The following is a 16,506-nucleotide window of genomic DNA, read 5'->3' as shown; positions in this document are numbered from 1 at the left end:
TCCGGCGCCGTCACCGCCGGACGGGGTTTGGCCCACCATAGTGGCTGTGTATACTGGCCGACATTTTAACGCCCTGGAACCTCCTTCGATGGTTGCTCACCTGATTGAATTTGCCACTAACCACTATTTGCTCGTCGGTATCTTCGTCGTACTGCTGGCGTTGCTGATCGCTTATCAGATGCAGGGCGGCGGCCGCAGCCTGAGCACCGGTGAACTGACCGGGCTGGTTAACAAGGACGCAGGCGTGGTGATCGACATCCGTCCGATCAAGGATTTCACCGCCGGTCACATTGTTGGCGCGTTGAATATTCCTCACGACAAACTGACCGCTCGCGTCGGCGAACTGGAAAAGCACAAGGCCAAGACCATTATCCTGGTTGACGCCATGGGCCAGACTGCCGGCACTCATGCCCGCGAATTGATGAAAGCCGGCTTCACCGCCGCCAAGCTGTCCGGCGGTATTTCCAGCTGGAAAGCCGACAATCTGCCGCTGGTGAAGTGATATGAACAACGTCGTCGTCTATTCCAGCGATTACTGCCCTTATTGCTCGCGAGCCAAGTACCTGCTCGAGAACAAAGGCGTAGCCTTCGAAGAGATCAAGGTCGATGGCAAGCCGCAGGTGCGTGCCGCGATGGCTCAGAAGGCCGGGCGTACGTCCGTGCCGCAGATCTGGATCGGCAGCACCCACGTTGGCGGCTGTGATGATTTGTTTGCCCTGGAGCGCGCCGGCAAGCTCGACGCCATGCTCAAGGCCTGACTGCCTTACTTGAAATAGCCAACCCTACAAGACCCGAGATCAGAAAGGATCTGAGATGACTGACCAACAGAACACTGCAGCTAGCGAAGAAGAAACCGCACCGCAATTCTCCTTGCAGCGCATCTACGTACGTGACTTGTCCTTCGAAGCCCCGAAAAGCCCGGCGATCTTTCGCCAGCAGTGGGAGCCAAGCGTTGGTCTGGATCTGAACACCCGTCAGAAGGCTCTGGAAGGCGACTTCCACGAAGTCGTGCTGACCCTGTCGGTCACCGTGAAAAACGGTGAGGAAGTGGCGTTCATTGCTGAAGTGCAACAGGCCGGGATCTTCCTGATCAAGAACCTGGACGATGCTTCGATGAGCCACACCCTGGGCGCGTTCTGCCCGAACATCCTGTTCCCGTACGCTCGCGAAACCCTGGACAGCCTGGTGACACGCGGTTCCTTCCCGGCCCTGATGCTGGCCCCGGTGAACTTCGACGCGCTGTACGCACAAGAGCTGCAACGTATGCAGGCGGCTGGCGAGACTCCAACCGTTCAGTAAAAAGAAGCTTCGTTTGCTCCATGAAAAAAGCGCCGTTGAAGGCGCTTTTTTCGTGGAGCAAACGAAACCTTCGAGTAGGAGCTGCCGAAGGCTGCGATCTTTTGATTTTGATTTTTAAGATCAAAAGATCGCAGCCTTCGGCAGCTCCTACGGGGGCGTGTCCCTTACTTGAACCCGAGCTGGCGCCAGCCTTCATACACCGCGACGGCCACGGTGTTGGAGAGGTTCAGACTGCGGCAGCCTTCGCGCATCGGCAACCGCAGGCGTTGTTCGCCGGGCAGAGCGTCGAGCACCTCGGCCGGCAAGCCGCGGCTTTCCGGGCCGAACAGGAAGGCATCGCCCTCGGCGAAGCTGGCGTCGTGAAATGGCCGCGAGCCCTTGGTGGTAAAGGCGAACAGCCGTGGATGACCGAGGCTTTCCAGGCAGCTGGCGAGGTCTGCGTGGCGTTGCAGGGTGGCATACTCGTGGTAATCGAGGCCGGCCCGGCGCAGACGCTTGTCGTCCATCTCGAAGCCCAGCGGTTCGATCAAATGCAGGTGGCAGCCACTGTTGGCGCACAGCCTGATAACGTTGCCGGTATTCGGCGGAATTTCTGGTTGGAAAAGGATGACGTGAAACATGCACGGCTCCGAAGGTAAAGATGACGGGCATTCTACGCCGCCAAAGGACCCTCGTTCGAAACTATTCCCGCGAGTGATGGCTTCGCTGGCGATTGTCGGGATGATGGTGGGCCTGATGATCGGTCGCCTGACCGCACCCGACCCCAGCGTTTTGCAGCAGGTCGAGGTGACGGACGATGGGCTGGTGGTGTGGTTCAACAACGAACCCAAAACCCACGGCGAGATAGTCGACGGCAGCGTGGCGCTGTTGTTCGAGGCTGAAGGGAAGGCACAGAAAGGTCAGCTCAAGCTCAACGGCAGAGACGTGAACTGGCGAACGCGATTGAGTGACGGGGGATTGTTGCTGACGGTGGTGGCGGCCCGGCCGCTGCAGGGCGAGTGGGCCGGTAGCGAGGTCGATGACCGCTGGCGGCTGGAGATCCATCTCCGAGAGCAATAAAAGAGGGAATCCCCGGCCTGCCTGTACCAAGGTCCCCAAAACAGGAGGGCTCGCGCATCGCGGCGTGAGCCCGGTGTAAAGAGGGAATCCCCGGCCTGCCTGTACCAGGGTCCCCAAAACGGGAGGGCTCGCGCATTGCGGCGTGAGCCCGGTGTAAAGAGGGAATCCCCGGCCTGCCTGTACCAAGGACCCCAAAACGGGATGGGCTCGTCGCAATTGCGGTATGAGCCCGGTGTAAAGAGGGGAATCCCCGGCCTGCCTGTACCAAGGTCCCCGAAACTGGGTAGTGAATCGAATCACTGATTGGACTATTGCAGGGGGCGTGCCAGTTTTTAACAAGTTGCAACAGAAAGCCGCTGAGCAGCGCTGAAAGCCCCGTAATTAGGGGCTTTTGTGTTTCTGCGATATGGGTTTTCTTGCAGGTAGAGGCGGGATTTTGGATCGGTTGTCGTGCGCGATTGCGGGTCATGGTGCATTGGTGCGGTGCATTGAGCCCAAAATGTGGGAGCGGGCTTGCTCGCGAAAGCGGAGTGTCATTCAACATCAATGTTGAATGTGATGGCCTCTTCGCGGGCAAGCCCGCTCCCACATGGATTTGATGTCAGCCACAAAAAGACGGGCTTGGCACAAATCCTGTGGGAGCGGGCTTGCCCGCGATTGGATCTTGCGGTCAACGAAGAGCTAAAGGGTGTTTAACCCTCATCCCCCTCATCATCATCCCCACCATCAACCTTCATCCCCAATTCCTTGATCTTGCGCGTCAAGGTATTGCGGCCCCAACCCAGCAAAACGGCAGCATCGCGGCGGCGGCCGGCGGTGTGTTTGAGGGCGGTCTCGATCATGATCCGCTCGAAAGCCGGCACGGCACTGTCGAGCAGGCTCGACTGACCGCGAGCCAGCGCCTGATCAGCCCACTGACGCAACGCTTGCTCCCAGTTGGTCACCGGCGCCGAATCCTGCGGCAGGCTCAGCAGCTCCGGCGGCAGATCGCTGATGTGCACTTCGCGACCCGAAGCCATCACAGTGATCCAGCGGCAGGTGTTTTCCAGCTGACGCACGTTGCCTGGCCACGGCAGGTTCTTCAGGTATTCCTCGGTTTCGCTTTTCAGCAGCTTCGGTTCCACCGCCAGTTCTTGCGCGGCGCGGCTGAGGAAGTGCTTGGCCAGGGTCGGGATGTCTTCGCGACGGTCCGACAGCCGTGGAATGTGGATGCGGATTACGTTGAGGCGGTGGAACAAGTCCTCACGGAATTTTCCGGCATGCACCAGGGTTTCCAGATTCTGGTGAGTCGCGGCAATGATTCGCACATCGACCTTCACCGGCACATGACCGCCGACGCGGTAGAACTCACCGTCCGCCAATACTCGCAGCAAGCGCGTCTGGGTATCCGCCGGCATGTCGCCGATTTCATCGAGGAACAGTGTGCCGCCGTCCGCCTGCTCAAAACGCCCGCGACGCAGGTTGGCCGCGCCGGTGAATGCGCCTTTTTCATGGCCGAACAGTTCGGACTCCATCAGATCCTTGGGGATCGCCGCCATGTTCAGCGCAATGAACGGCGAGGCCGCCCGTGGGCTGTGACGGTGCAGGGCGTGGGCCACCAATTCTTTACCGGTACCGGATTCACCATTGATCAACACGGTGATGTTGGAGTGGCTCAAGCGCCCGATGGCGCGAAACACTTCCTGCATCGCCGGCGCTTCGCCGATGATTTCCGGAGTGCGGGTCAAGGCGACCGGGACTTCCAGGCCTTGTTGTTCCTGAGCGTGCTGGTTGGCGCGCTTGACCAGTGAAACCGCTTCATCGACATCGAACGGCTTGGGCAGGTATTCGAACGCGCCACCCTGATAGGACGCGACAGCGCTGTCCAGGTCGGAGTGCGCGGTCATGATGATCACTGGCAGCCGTGGGTGTTGTTCGCGAATCCGCGCCAGAAGGTCCAGACCGCTGGCACCCGGCATGCGGATGTCGGAGATGATCACGTCCGGCTGCTGGCGCGCCAGGCGGCTCATCACGCCATCGGCGCTGTCGAAGCTTTGCGTGGTCATGCCTTCCTGCTGCAAGGCTTTTTCCAGGACCCAACGGATAGAACGGTCGTCATCGACGATCCACACGGTTTCACTACGGCTCATGTCGATGTGGCTCCTTGTTCCAGTGGCAGAAAGATCGAGAACGTGGTGTGGCCTGGATGGCTGTCACATTCGATCAGGCCCTGGTGCTGGCTGATGATGTTCTGGGTAATGGCCAGGCCCAGCCCGGTACCGTCCGGGCGGCCGCTGACCATAGGGAAGAAGATGGTTTCCTGCAGCTCGGCGGGGATCCCCGGGCCGTTGTCGATGATTTCGATCTTGGTCACCAGGCGATGGCGCACGTGGCCGATGGTGAACTGGCGCATGGCGCGGGTACGCAAGCTGATGCGGCCAAGGCGCAGTTCGTTCTGGCTGCTGATGGCCTGCATCGCGTTGCGCACGATGTTCAGGACGGCCTGAATCATCTGTTCGCGATCAATCAACACATCCGGAATGCTTGGGTCGTAGTCGCGCACCAAAGTGATGCAGCCCTGACTCTCGGCCTCCACCAACTGACCCACGCGCTCCAGCACTTCATGGACGTTGCACATGGCCAATGACGGCAATTTGTTGGAGCCGAGCATGCGATCCACCAGATTGCGCAGGCGATCGGCTTCTTCAATGATGACGTTGGTGTAATCGCGCAGGCTTTCTTCCGGCAATTCACGGGCGAGCAACTGCGCCGCGCCACGAATCCCGCCGAGAGGGTTTTTGATTTCGTGGGCAAGGCCGCGTACCAGCATCTTGCTGGTCTCTTGCTTCGACAACTGCGCCTCTTCCTTGGTGATCCGCAGCAAGCGGTCACGCGGGTGAACCTCCAGCAACAGCAGTGTGGCGCCATTGCTCAGGATCGGTGTCACGGCGTAGTCGACGGTCAGGGTCTGGCCGGTGAGGGCGGTGAGCATCGCTTCGCGCTTGGTGAACGGGTGCGCCTGTTCGACTGCCTGACGCAGGGAATTCAGCGCCTCGGTGGATTCGGTGAACAACTCACTGATGAATTGCCCATGGCTACGCTGGCCGCTGATGGCCAGCAGCATCTCCGCCGCCGGGTTCATGTACTCAAGGCGCAGTTCGGCGTCGAGCAGAATGGTGGCGGTGGTCAGGTTGTCGAGTAGCAAGCGGTGTAGTGCGTCGCTAATGGTCATCAGGACCTCTTTTGGAGCAGGGCATGCGCATGAATAACGCGCCGATACGGGGAAAATGCAAAAACCAAACCAAGGCTCCGAAAAGAAGCGTTTAGAGCCTGAAACAGGCGTTTGACGCTCATTTGCGTGGCGTTCTGCCAGCTTTCGCGGGTACTTTCGAACCAAAATGGGTTGTGATGTGAGTACTGTGCACTCTATTGCACCAATATAGTGCGCAAACCTGAACGAAGTAAAAGAAGCTCGGGAGGTAATTCCAGTCTGTGCGCCAAGTGCAGAACCTGTGGCGAGGGGGCTTGCCCCCGCTCGGCTGCGAAGCAATCGCAAATCCGGTGCATGCGGTGTGCCTGGCAGAACGAGGTTGCAGGTTTCAGGACTGCTTCGCAGTCCAACGGGGGCAAGCCCCCTCGCCACAGGTCTTGTGTCTGACGCGTGTTCGCTTAACTGACCGGCATCAGCGCCAGAAGGAGCTTTCTTCTTCGGGTTTGTCTTTGAGGGGGCATTCCGGCCGTTGGCCGTAGTCGGTGAGGACGCAGGGTTTGACCTGACGTTTCTGCGCGAGGGAAATGCGCTGCATGTGGAACGGTTGATTGGCTGTGCGTTCGACGGTGCGGCCCTGTTCGTCGAGGATTTCCACCGACAGGTGATGACTGCCGCGGTCGATGTTGCTCAGGGCGAACACCGGGCTCGGGCCGGGCTCGGCGGTGGGTTGGCCGTCCAGCAGCAGACGATAGCGATGACCCTGTTGCAAGCCGGGTTCGCTGGTAATGCTGACGATCAATTCACCGGCAGTGCTACGGATCGTGGCATCCGGGTCCGGCACCAGCACACGAAGCATGTCGTAATGAAACAGTGGTTTGGCTTTCGTGGCCGTCATTGGCGCGGCGCCGCTCGGCTTGGCCGACATTCGATTGCTGGTCGCCAGTGGTACACGCTTGGCATTACGGGTGCCCGGCTGATCGGTAAAGACCCGATTGCCCTGGGCGTCGATGTAGGTAAAAACCTCGGCCATTGCCGGCAGGCTGATCAGGCAGGCGACCAACAGCCAGAACCTCAAGGCTTATGCACCCGTTGTACGGTGAGAGTCACTGTGGGGCTCTGCTGCACGACGTTTTGCCCATCGATCACCTGAACCGCGAGGCGGTGTTCGCCACGGTCGATGTTCACCAGTTGCAGAATCGGGACGTTGCTCGGTTGGCCGTAGGGTTGATCGTCCAGTAACAGCCTCAATCGATGAGAGCCTTGCAAGCGCGGTTGGATCAATACGCTAACCGTGAACGTGCCGTTGTTGGCGCGCAGGGCTTCTTCAGTGGGCAAACCAGTCAGTTCCAGCACCTGGTAGGCGCTGTTGGGCTGTTCACGGCTACTGGATTGCGCAGGCGCTACTGGCTCGCGTGGCGGTTGAAGCTCGACGCTGTTAAGCGGCGGCAACTCCACGGGTTGAGCTTTTACGCCATAAGGTGGTTGATTGCTGTACGCGGTGTTGCCGTTTGCGTCGGTGTACTTGTAGATCTGCGCGGCGGCGGGCAGGGCGATCAGCACAAGCAGGCATAACAACAATGAGCGCATTGCAGGCTTCCATTGGCCGTTGGGCAAGTGTCCGGCCCTGTTCCGTTCATGGCGACAGCATAGAGCACTTCAGCGCACGCCGGCAGACCGGCTCAGCGGCTGGCGCTGCACAACTCAGCGGTGGCGCGTATCTGGGCAAGCTTACGCAATGGCGCGTGGGTGCCGGTTTTATTGGCCTTGGCCAGCCAGGAGGGGCACTGCGGGTCGTTGCGATAAGGGCTGAAATCGGCCAGTTGTTGCAGCAGGCGTTTTTGTAACTGATCAAGTTGTGGGCGGATCTGCCCGACGAGATCGGGGCGGGGATCGTTGGGCGCCTTGCCTTGCGCATGCCAGTCAGACAGGTGCGCGTATTGCACCAGTTTGTTGGCCTCGATCTGCGCCGAGAAGAACTGTTCGACGGCTTCGTTGCTCAATTTATAGGCAGGTGCCAGGGCGACGGCGCCGGCAATGACTTCGCGCTCGCGCTGCCGGTCTTCGACTGGTTTACCGCTGTCCCATTTGCTCAGCGCGACCTGATCGGCAATCGCCAGGCGCTCCTCGATGGTGCCAAGCAGCGGGGCGAGGGCGGCAGGTGCCGGGCTGGCAAAAGCGCTATTGGCCAGCAGGGTGGTGAGCAGGGCAAGGCATGGGCGTAGGCGCATTGGGCATCTCGGCTTTGTCGGATGAAGGCCATGATGCACGCAACCGGGCATCCGATGACAGACGGTCGCCCATAAAAAAGGCCTCCCGAAGGAGGCCTCTCTTTTGTCACGCCGCGTAGCGCGGCGCTACCGGATCAGCAGCTGTAGTACAGCTCATATTCCAGTGGGTGTACGAAGGTACGAACCTTGATTTCTTCTTCGCTTTTCAGGGCGATGTAAGCGTCGATGAAGTCGTCGCTGAAAACGCCGCCTTTGGTCAGGAACGCACGACCTTTGTCCAGCTCTTCCAGGGCTTCCTTCAGGCTGCCGCAAACTTGTGGGATCTCTTTCGCCTCTTCAGGCGGCAGGTCGTACAGGTTTTTGTCAGCTGCGTCGCCAGGGTGGATCTTGTTCTGGATGCCGTCCAGGCCAGCCATCAACAGTGCAGCGAAGCCCAGGTACGGGTTAGCTGCTGGATCCGGGAAGCGAGCTTCGATACGGCGAGCGCGAGGGCTGGACACGTAAGGAATACGGATCGAAGCCGAACGGTTGCGAGCCGAGTAAGCCAGCATCACTGGAGCTTCGAAACCTGGGACCAGACGCTTGTAGGAGTTGGTCGACGGGTTGGTGAAGCCGTTCAGAGCCTTACCGTGCTTGATGATGCCGCCGATGAAGTACAGAGCGGTATCGGACAGGCCGGCATAGCCTTCGCCAGCGAAGGTGTTCTTGCCATCTTTGGCGATGGACAGGTGAACGTGCATACCCGAACCGTTGTCGCCGTACAGAGGCTTAGGCATGAAGGTCGCGGTGCGGCCGTATGCGTCAGCAACGTTGTGTACGCAGTACTTCAGGGTTTGAACTTCGTCAGCCTTGGCAACCAGGGTGTTGAACTTCACGCCGATTTCGTTCTGACCGGCAGTCGCCACTTCGTGGTGGTGAACTTCGATGACCAGGCCCATTTCTTCCATGGCGTTGCACATGGAGGTACGGATTTCGTGGTCGTGGTCGAACGGCGGAACAGGGAAGTAGCCGCCTTTGACGCCTGGACGGTGGCCTTTGTTGCCGCCTTCCACGTCCTGGTCGGACATCCACGAACCTTGTTCGGAGAAGATTTTGAACATCGAGCCGGAGATGTCGGACTTGAACTTCACTTCGTCGAAGATGAAGAATTCAGGCTCTGGACCCACGAATACGGTGTCGCCGATACCGGTCGACTTCAGGTATTCCTCGGCACGCTTGGCGATCGCACGTGGGTCACGGTCGTAGCCTTGCATGGTCGAAGGCTCGATCACGTCGCAAACCAGGATCAGGGTCGGCTCTTCGGTGAACGGGTCGAGAACGGCAGTGCTGTCGTCCGGCATCAGGATCATGTCGGAAGCTTCGATGCCTTTCCAGCCAGCGATGGAGGAACCGTCGAACATTTTGCCTTCTTCGAAGAAAGCTTCATCCAGCCCATCGCGAGCCGGCATGGTCACGTGGTGCTGAGTGCCTTTGGTGTCCGTGAAGCGCAGATCAATCCACTTGACGTCATGATCTTTGATGAGTTGAACCGACTTCGACATAGTGTCCTCCGGGTGGCTTCGGGCTTAGTAGTGGATGCCCTTAGAATGTGGGTGATGCCGGCGCGAATACTCTGCCAAGGCAACCTGCCTCACAAGGGAGCAAATTGCATGCCAGTGCCCCACCATGGGTTTTTTGCCCCAATATCACGCTTATAAAGGTGCAAAGCCTCGAAAAGCGCCAAACCTCGCCCTGTAATGTAGCGTCGAATTCCATAAATGACCTGTTTTGGTGCGCGCAAAACCTTCTGCACATTAACTGGTTAAACCTTGAGCAATTTCCGCTATAATCCGCGCCCCCCTTTTTCGGCTGGCCCAGCGCGCGCTGTTTTCATGAAACTAATCGTAAAAGTCTTCCCCGAGATCACCATCAAGAGCCGCCCGGTACGGATGCGTTTCATCCGCCAGTTGGCCAAAAACATCCGTACCGTGCTCCGCGATCTGGACCCGGCTGTGGTGGTGAACGGTGTGTGGGACAATCTCGAGCTGGAAACCCGCGTCAGCGAGCCGAAAGCCCTGAAGGAGATGACCGAGCGCCTGAGCTGCATGCCGGGCATCGCGCATTTCCTGCAGGTCGATGAATACCCGTTGGGCGACTTCGACGACATCGTCGCCAAGTGCAAGCAGCATTTCGGTGACGCCCTGGCCGGGAAGATCTTTTCGGTGCGCTGCAAGCGTGCCGGCAAGCACGAATTCAGCTCCATGGACGTCGAGAAATATGTCGGCAGCCAACTGCGTCGTCAGTGCGGCGCCGCTGGAATCTCGCTCAAAGAGCCGGAAATCGAAGTTCGCATCGAAATTCGCGACAAACGGTTGTTCGTGATCCACAGCCAGCACAACAGCATCGGCGGTTATCCGCTGGGTGCCCTGGAACAGACGCTTGTATTGATGTCCGGTGGCTTCGATTCCACCGTCGCCGCCTACCAGATCATGCGCCGCGGGCTGATGAGCCATTTCTGCTTCTTCAATCTGGGCGGACGTGCCCACGAACTGGGCGTCATGGAAGTCGCGCACTTCATCTGGAAGAAGTACGGCAGCTCCCAACGCGTGTTATTTGTCAGTGTGCCGTTCGAGGAAGTACTGGGAGAAATTCTCGGGAAAGTCGATAACAGTCATATGGGTGTAGTTTTGAAGCGTATGATGTTGCGCGCTGCTTCCCGTATTGCCGATCGGCTGGAGATCGAAGCGCTGGTCACCGGCGAAGCGATTTCCCAGGTGTCGAGCCAGACGTTGCCGAACCTGTCCGTGATCGACTGCGTGACTGACAAGCTGGTCTTGCGACCGCTGATCGCCAGTCACAAGCAGGACATCATCGATCTGGCCAACGAAATCGGTACTGCCGATTTCGCCAAGCACATGCCGGAATACTGCGGGGTCATCTCGGTGAACCCAAAGACCCACGCCAAGCGTCCGCGCGTGGAGCATGAAGAGAAAGAATTCGACATGGCAGTACTCGAGCGTGCGCTCGAGAACGCCAAACTGGTGCCGATCGATCGCGTGATCGACGAATTGGGCCAGGATTTGCAGATCGAAGAAGTCAGCGAAGCACTGGCGGGCCAGATCATCATCGACATCCGTCACCCGGATGCCGCTGAAGACGAGCCGCTGGAACTTGCTGGCATTGAGGTGCAGACGATGCCGTTTTATGCATTGAACGCTCGTTTCAAGGAACTGGACCCTACTCGCCAGTACCTGTTGTATTGCGACAAAGGCGTGATGAGTCGCCTGCATGCCCACCATTTGCTCAGTGAGGGGCATGCCAATGTGCGCGTTTATCGACCGAGCTAAGTGCCCGGGGCTGTTTGCCTGTGGCCTGCGTCACCGGCCCCCCGACGCCGCCGTCAAGCTGTAACGGCTTTGACGGACTCTAAAGTTAATCGCTGCCACGACCTGTCAGCACACCGAATCCTCTGATCGAGATACACAAGTGATCGAAAATCTACGCAACATCGCCATCATTGCTCACGTTGACCATGGTAAAACCACCCTGGTAGACAAACTCTTGCGTCAATCCGGCACCCTGGAGCGCAACGAGCTCAACGACGAGCGCGTGATGGACTCCAACGACCAGGAGAAAGAGCGCGGTATTACCATTCTGGCGAAAAACACCGCCATCAACTGGAACGGCTTCCACATCAACATCGTGGACACCCCGGGCCACGCCGACTTCGGCGGCGAAGTTGAACGCGTAATGTCGATGGTTGACTCCGTTCTGCTGCTGGTTGACGCTCAAGACGGCCCTATGCCGCAAACCCGTTTCGTGACCAAGAAGGCTTTCGAAGCCGGCCTGCGTCCAATCGTGGTCATCAACAAGGTTGACCGTCCAGGCGCGCGTCCGGACTGGGTTCTGGACCAGATCTTCGACCTGTTCGACAACCTCGGTGCTACCGAAGAACAGCTGGACTTCAAAGTCGTCTACGCCTCGGCCCTGAACGGCATTGCCGGTCTGGAACACACCGACATGGCTGAAGACATGACCCCGCTGTACCAGTCGATCGTCGACAACGTACCTGCGCCGAAAGTCGACCGTGACGGTCCGTTCCAGATGCAAATCTCCGCTCTGGACTACAACAGCTTCCTGGGTGTTATCGGCGTTGGCCGTATCGCTCGTGGTCGCATCAAGCCGAACACTCCGGTTGTCGCTATCGACGCCGACGGCAAGAAGCGTAACGGTCGTATCCTGAAGCTGATGGGTCACCACGGCCTGCACCGTATCGACGTTGAAGAAGCAGCTGCCGGCGACATCGTCTGCATCAGCGGCTTCGACCAGCTGTTCATCTCCGACACTCTGTGCGACCCACTGAACGTCGAAGCGATGAAGCCGCTGACCGTTGACGAACCAACCGTTTCCATGACCTTCCAGGTAAACGACTCGCCTTTCTGCGGTAAAGAAGGCAAGTTCGTCACCAGCCGTAACATCAAGGAACGTCTGGACAAAGAACTGCTCTACAACGTTGCTCTGCGCGTTGAAGAAGGCGACACCGCCGACAAGTTCAAAGTCTCCGGCCGTGGTGAGCTGCACCTCTCGGTACTGATCGAAACCATGCGTCGCGAAGGCTTCGAAATGGGTGTTGGTCGTCCGGAAGTGATCATCCGCATGGTTGACGGCGTCAAGCACGAACCGTACGAAAACGTGACCATCGACCTGCCAGAAGAATCGCAAGGTTCGATCATGGAACAGATCGGTATCCGTAAAGGCGACCTGACCAACATGGTTCCGGATGGCAAGGGCCGTGTGCGCCTTGAGTACAACATCCCGGCTCGTGGCTTGATCGGTTTCCGTAACGAGTTCCTGACCCTGACCTCCGGTGCAGGCATCCTGACCTCGATCTTCGACCGTTACGACGTGATGAAGTCCGGCGACATGTCCGGCCGTCAGAACGGCGTGCTGGTTTCGGTTGCTACCGGTAAGGCTCTGACTTACTCGCTGGAAACCCTGCAAGCTCGCGGCAAACTGTTCCTGGGTCACGGTGAAGACGTGTACGAAGGTCAAATCGTCGGCATCAACAGCCGCGACAACGACCTGGGCGTCAACCCAACCAAAGGCAAGAAGCTCGACAACATGCGTGCTTCGGGTAAAGACGAAACCATCGCTCTGGTTCCGCCTATCCGCTTCACCCTGGAGCAGGCTCTGGAATTCGTTCAAGAAGACGAATTGTGCGAAGTCACTCCTAAGTCCATCCGTCTTCGTAAGAAGATCCTGGGCGAAAGCGAGCGTACCCGCGCTGCCAAGAAAGCTGGTAACTGAGTTTCGACTTAGTTAGCGCTTAAAAAAAACGCCCCCGACCGCAAGGTCGGGGGCGTTTTTTTGTCTGGGGTTTGTGCGGTGTCAGTTCGGCCCCATCGCGGGCAAGCCCGCTCCCACAGTGATTTGTGGTGTTTACATAATCTGTGTTCGGCGCCGAACCCTGTGGGAGCGGGCTTGCCCGCGATGAGGCCCGTCAGACAGCGGGATTCTGGATCAGAACTTATCCAGCGTCCGCGGATTGTTCTCGCGCACCACTTCTTTAGGCTTGTACGCGCAATACCCCGGCCGCGGTCCGATCTTCGGGTGGTTGCGGCAGGTGTCCGGGCGCTTATCATAAATGGTGCACAGACGGCTCTTACGATCCAGGTACAGGCAATCGTTGTTGCTCATGCGCTGAAGGGTGAAGATCTCGGACTTCTGGTTATAGCGCTCGACGATCCCTTCCTTCTGCAAACGCTTGGCGATGTTCTTCGGCGGATCGCCACGCTCGAATTCGTCGACGATGCCGATACGGATCAGATCCTTGATCTTGACCTCGACCGGCAAGGTGCAGCAGCTGGACACGCAGGAACCGCACATCGGGGCAGAGTACTTGGCCCAGGTATCGAGGCGATCGATCTCCGCGGCGGCGATCAGGTTGGACTTCATCATCGGTTGTTACCAGCGTGTGCATCAGGGCGCGCGATCATACCGGGACTGGTGGATTTTTGAACAACCTTTCGCCAGATTTTTTCGCTTGGCGCAAAATAATCCCTGTGTCCGGCACGGCCCCTGCATTGTTTCTGGCACGCGACAACGTAATGTCGATCTATCTCGCACTAACAGGGAAAACTGCCGAACCAGAGTCTCAATGGTCTGTCAGACCGACTAGGCTCAGACAACTTCACGCTCGCTCGAGGTCTTATCGATGACTCAAGAACCACTTGTTCGCGAAGCAGAGGTGGCCGCATTCCGCGACGCCGTCTTGACCAAGCTTACCTACGCGGTGGGCAAAGACCCGGATCACGCCTTCGACCACGACTGGTTCGAAGCCATCGCCCTGGCGGCGCGCGATCACATGGTCGAGCACTGGATGGACCACACCCGGCAGATCTACCGCAAAGGCCAGAAACGGGTCTATTACCTCTCCCTTGAATTCCTTATCGGCCGCTTGCTCTACGACAGCTTGAGCAATCTCGGCCTGCTCGATGTGGCCCGCGAAGCCATGACCGAACTTGGCGTCGACATCGAACGCATCCGCCTGCTGGAACCCGATGCGGCGCTGGGTAATGGAGGCCTTGGGCGTCTGGCGGCGTGCTTCATGGAAAGCATGTCGACCCTGGGCATCGCCGGCCATGGTTATGGCATTCGTTACGAACACGGTTTGTTCCGCCAGGCCATCGTCGACGGCTGGCAGCAGGAGCAGACCGAACACTGGCTGGATTTCGGTAACCCGTGGGAGTTCGAACGGCCGGAGGTCGCCTACCCGATCGGCTTCGGCGGCAGTGTCGAAACCGTGACCGATGAAAACGGCAAATCCAGGCAAGTCTGGTCCCCGGCGGAAACCGTGCGGGCCATTGCCTATGACACCCCGGTGGTCGGTTGGCGCGGCGCGAGTGTCAACACGCTGCGACTGTGGCGTGCCCGGGCCATGGAAGATTTGCACCTGGAGCGCTTTAACGCTGGCGACCACTTGGGCGCGGTAGCCGAAGTGGCCCGGGCCGAAAGTATCTCCCGCGTGCTCTACCCGGCGGACAGCACCGATGCCGGCCAGGAACTGCGCCTGCGCCAGGAGTACTTCTTCGTCGCTGCATCCCTGCAGGATTTGTTGCGCCGCCATCGCAACATGCACACTTCGGTACTGACCCTGGGCGATCACGCGGCCATTCAACTCAACGACACTCACCCCTCGATCGCCGTGGCCGAGTTGATGCGTCAGTTGGTCGACGTTTATGACGTGGCGTGGGATGCGGCGTGGCAGGTCACCGTCGACACGCTGTCGTACACCAACCACACATTGTTACCGGAAGCGCTGGAAACCTGGCCGGTCGGTTTGATGGAGCGGATGCTGCCACGGCACATGCAGATCATTTATTTGATCAACGCCCAGCACATCGACTCATTGCGGGCCAAGGGCGTTCACGATTTCGATGTGTTGCGTGCGGTGTCGTTGATCGAGGAAGACAACGGTCGACGCGTGCGCATGGGTAACCTGGCATTCCTTGGTTCTCATAGCGTCAACGGCGTTTCCGGCCTGCATACGCAGCTGATGCGCAGCACAGTGTTTTCCGAGTTGCATAAACTCTATCCGGAGCGGATCAACAACAAGACCAATGGCATTACCTTCCGCCGCTGGCTCTATCAGGCCAACCCCGAGTTGACCTCGATGATGGTCGACGCCCTCGGCCCGGATATGCTGGATAACCCCGAAGAAAGCCTGATAGGGCTGGAACCGTTTGCCGAGAAGTCTGCATTCCGTAAACAGTTCGCCGAGCAGCGGCTGCACAGTAAAAAAGCCCTGGCGTACCTGATTCATGAACGGTTGGGGATCGCGATCAACCCGGCGGCGATGTTCGACGTGCAGGTCAAGCGGATCCACGAATACAAACGTCAGTTGCTCAACCTGCTGCACACCGTCGCGCTGTATCAGGCGATTCGTGCCGAACCGGAAATCGACTGGGTGCCGCGGGTGAAAATCTTCGCCGGCAAGGCGGCGGCCAGTTATCACCAGGCCAAGTTGATCATCAAACTGACCAACGACATCGCTCGGGTGGTCAACAATGACCCGACCGTGCGTGGTTTGCTCAAAGTGGTGTTCTTGCCTAACTACAACGTCAGCCTGGCCGAAAGCATCATTCCGGCGGCGGACTTGTCGGAGCAGATTTCCACTGCAGGCTTCGAAGCATCGGGCACCAGCAACATGAAGTTCGGCCTCAACGGCGCGCTGACCATTGGCACCATGGATGGGGCCAACGTGGAGATGAGCGAGCGCATTGGTGTCGAACACATGTTCATCTTCGGCCTGAGCGCCGAGCAAGTGGAGGCGCGCAAGTTCAACCATGAATTCAGCGCGGCACCGGACATTGCCGCCTCCCATCGACTCAACGACGTGCTGCAAGCGATTCGCGGCGGAGTGTTCTCACCGGACGATCCGTCCCGCTACACCACACTGATCGATTCGCTGGTGGACTACGACCGCTTCCTGGTCTGCGCCGATTTCGACTCCTACTGGCACGCTCAGATGCGCGTCGAGGCTCATTGGCGCGACTCCAAAGAGTGGTGGCGCTCGGCGGTATTGAGCAGCGCACGGATGGGCTGGTTCTCGTCCGACCGGACCATTCGCGAGTACGCCACGGATATCTGGAAGGCGTTGGAGTAAGTCTTCGACCGGCTCGATATACTGGCGCGCCGGAAAAGATCGCAGCCTTCGGCAGCTCCTACGGTCAGCGTTCACCTAACATTGTG

15 protein-coding genes are annotated in these 16,506 nt (G+C 58.6%); 7 read left to right on the top strand and 8 right to left on the bottom strand.

Annotated features, from left to right (window positions below; translation table 11 throughout):
• Positions 1 to 88 precede the first annotated feature (88 nt).
• Genes JFU11_RS17325 through secB form a run of 3 tightly spaced genes read left to right on the top strand, consistent with a single transcriptional unit; the run spans position 89 to position 1,299 of the window.
• Positions 89 to 502 (top strand): rhodanese-like domain-containing protein, encoded by a 414-nt coding sequence (locus tag JFU11_RS17325; protein ID WP_123361124.1) that lies wholly within the window; start codon positions 89 to 91, stop codon positions 500 to 502.
• Between the two features lies 1 nt (position 503).
• Positions 504 to 758: a glutaredoxin 3 gene (gene grxC, locus JFU11_RS17320; RefSeq protein WP_007939440.1), complete on the top strand. Its 255-nt coding sequence runs from the start codon at positions 504 to 506 to the stop codon at positions 756 to 758.
• 55 nt (positions 759 to 813) lie between these two features.
• Positions 814 to 1,299 (top strand): protein-export chaperone SecB, encoded by a 486-nt coding sequence (gene secB / locus JFU11_RS17315; RefSeq protein WP_007897410.1) that lies wholly within the window; start codon positions 814 to 816, stop codon positions 1,297 to 1,299.
• A 164-nt stretch (positions 1,300 to 1,463) separates the two neighbouring features.
• Here the strand turns inward: secB and JFU11_RS17310 are convergent, their stop codons facing one another.
• Entirely contained in the window at positions 1,464 to 1,919 is a 456-nt protein-coding gene (locus tag JFU11_RS17310) for a tRNA (cytidine(34)-2'-O)-methyltransferase (RefSeq protein WP_007949025.1), read from the bottom strand.
• On the opposite strand from JFU11_RS17310, the gene JFU11_RS28145 reads away from it, so the two are divergent.
• Positions 1,918 to 2,358, top strand: coding sequence for a hypothetical protein (locus tag JFU11_RS28145; RefSeq protein WP_242483615.1), 441 nt, complete (start codon positions 1,918 to 1,920; stop codon positions 2,356 to 2,358). The genes JFU11_RS17310 and JFU11_RS28145 overlap by 2 nt on opposite strands.
• A gap of 692 nt (positions 2,359 to 3,050) precedes the next feature.
• Here JFU11_RS28145 and ntrC read toward each other — a convergent pair.
• The 6 genes from ntrC to glnA form a co-directional block, all read right to left on the bottom strand.
• Positions 3,051 to 4,487: a nitrogen regulation protein NR(I) gene (gene ntrC / locus JFU11_RS17300; protein WP_007897405.1), complete on the bottom strand. Its 1,437-nt coding sequence runs from the start codon at positions 4,485 to 4,487 to the stop codon at positions 3,051 to 3,053.
• Entirely contained in the window at positions 4,484 to 5,569 is a 1,086-nt protein-coding gene (glnL, locus tag JFU11_RS17295; RefSeq protein ID WP_038978561.1) for a nitrogen regulation protein NR(II), read from the bottom strand. Before glnL ends, ntrC begins: the two co-directional genes overlap by 4 nt.
• Before the next feature lie 451 nt (positions 5,570 to 6,020).
• A complete protein-coding gene (locus tag JFU11_RS17290; RefSeq protein WP_123721622.1) occupies positions 6,021 to 6,623 on the bottom strand; it encodes a DUF4124 domain-containing protein in 603 nt (200 codons plus the stop codon).
• Complete coding sequence (locus JFU11_RS17285; protein WP_201061493.1) at positions 6,620 to 7,135, bottom strand: DUF4124 domain-containing protein; 516 nt, start codon at positions 7,133 to 7,135, stop codon at positions 6,620 to 6,622. The genes JFU11_RS17290 and JFU11_RS17285 overlap by 4 nt, the downstream gene beginning before the upstream one ends.
• Positions 7,136 to 7,227: 92 nt before the next feature.
• Positions 7,228 to 7,776, bottom strand: coding sequence for a chorismate mutase (locus JFU11_RS17280; protein ID WP_201061491.1), 549 nt, complete (start codon positions 7,774 to 7,776; stop codon positions 7,228 to 7,230).
• Positions 7,777 to 7,910: 134 nt separating this feature from the next.
• Positions 7,911 to 9,317, bottom strand: coding sequence for a glutamate--ammonia ligase (glnA, locus tag JFU11_RS17275; protein WP_007907861.1), 1,407 nt, complete (start codon positions 9,315 to 9,317; stop codon positions 7,911 to 7,913).
• A 330-nt stretch (positions 9,318 to 9,647) separates the two neighbouring features.
• On the opposite strand from glnA, the gene thiI reads away from it, so the two are divergent.
• Both thiI and typA read left to right on the top strand, forming a co-directional pair.
• Positions 9,648 to 11,102, top strand: a complete 1,455-nt coding sequence (thiI, locus tag JFU11_RS17270; RefSeq protein ID WP_008005335.1) for a tRNA uracil 4-sulfurtransferase ThiI — start codon at positions 9,648 to 9,650, stop codon at positions 11,100 to 11,102.
• A 139-nt stretch (positions 11,103 to 11,241) separates the two neighbouring features.
• A complete protein-coding gene (gene typA / locus JFU11_RS17265; protein WP_038978565.1) occupies positions 11,242 to 13,062 on the top strand; it encodes a translational GTPase TypA in 1,821 nt (606 codons plus the stop codon).
• 213 nt (positions 13,063 to 13,275) lie between these two features.
• Here typA and JFU11_RS17260 read toward each other — a convergent pair whose 3' ends face one another.
• Complete coding sequence (locus JFU11_RS17260; protein ID WP_123721619.1) at positions 13,276 to 13,713, bottom strand: YkgJ family cysteine cluster protein; 438 nt, start codon at positions 13,711 to 13,713, stop codon at positions 13,276 to 13,278.
• Between the two features lie 256 nt (positions 13,714 to 13,969).
• Here JFU11_RS17260 and JFU11_RS17255 point away from each other — a divergent pair, with 256 nt between their 5' ends.
• Positions 13,970 to 16,420, top strand: a complete 2,451-nt coding sequence (locus tag JFU11_RS17255) for a glycogen/starch/alpha-glucan phosphorylase (RefSeq protein ID WP_201061489.1) — start codon at positions 13,970 to 13,972, stop codon at positions 16,418 to 16,420.
• Positions 16,421 to 16,506: the final 86 nt, after the last annotated feature.

The sequence above is a fragment of the Pseudomonas sp. TH37 genome, from assembly GCF_016650735.1.
Classification (GTDB): Bacteria; Pseudomonadota; Gammaproteobacteria; order Pseudomonadales; family Pseudomonadaceae; genus Aquipseudomonas; species Aquipseudomonas farris.
This window is presented reverse-complemented; position numbering and strand designations above follow the sequence as displayed.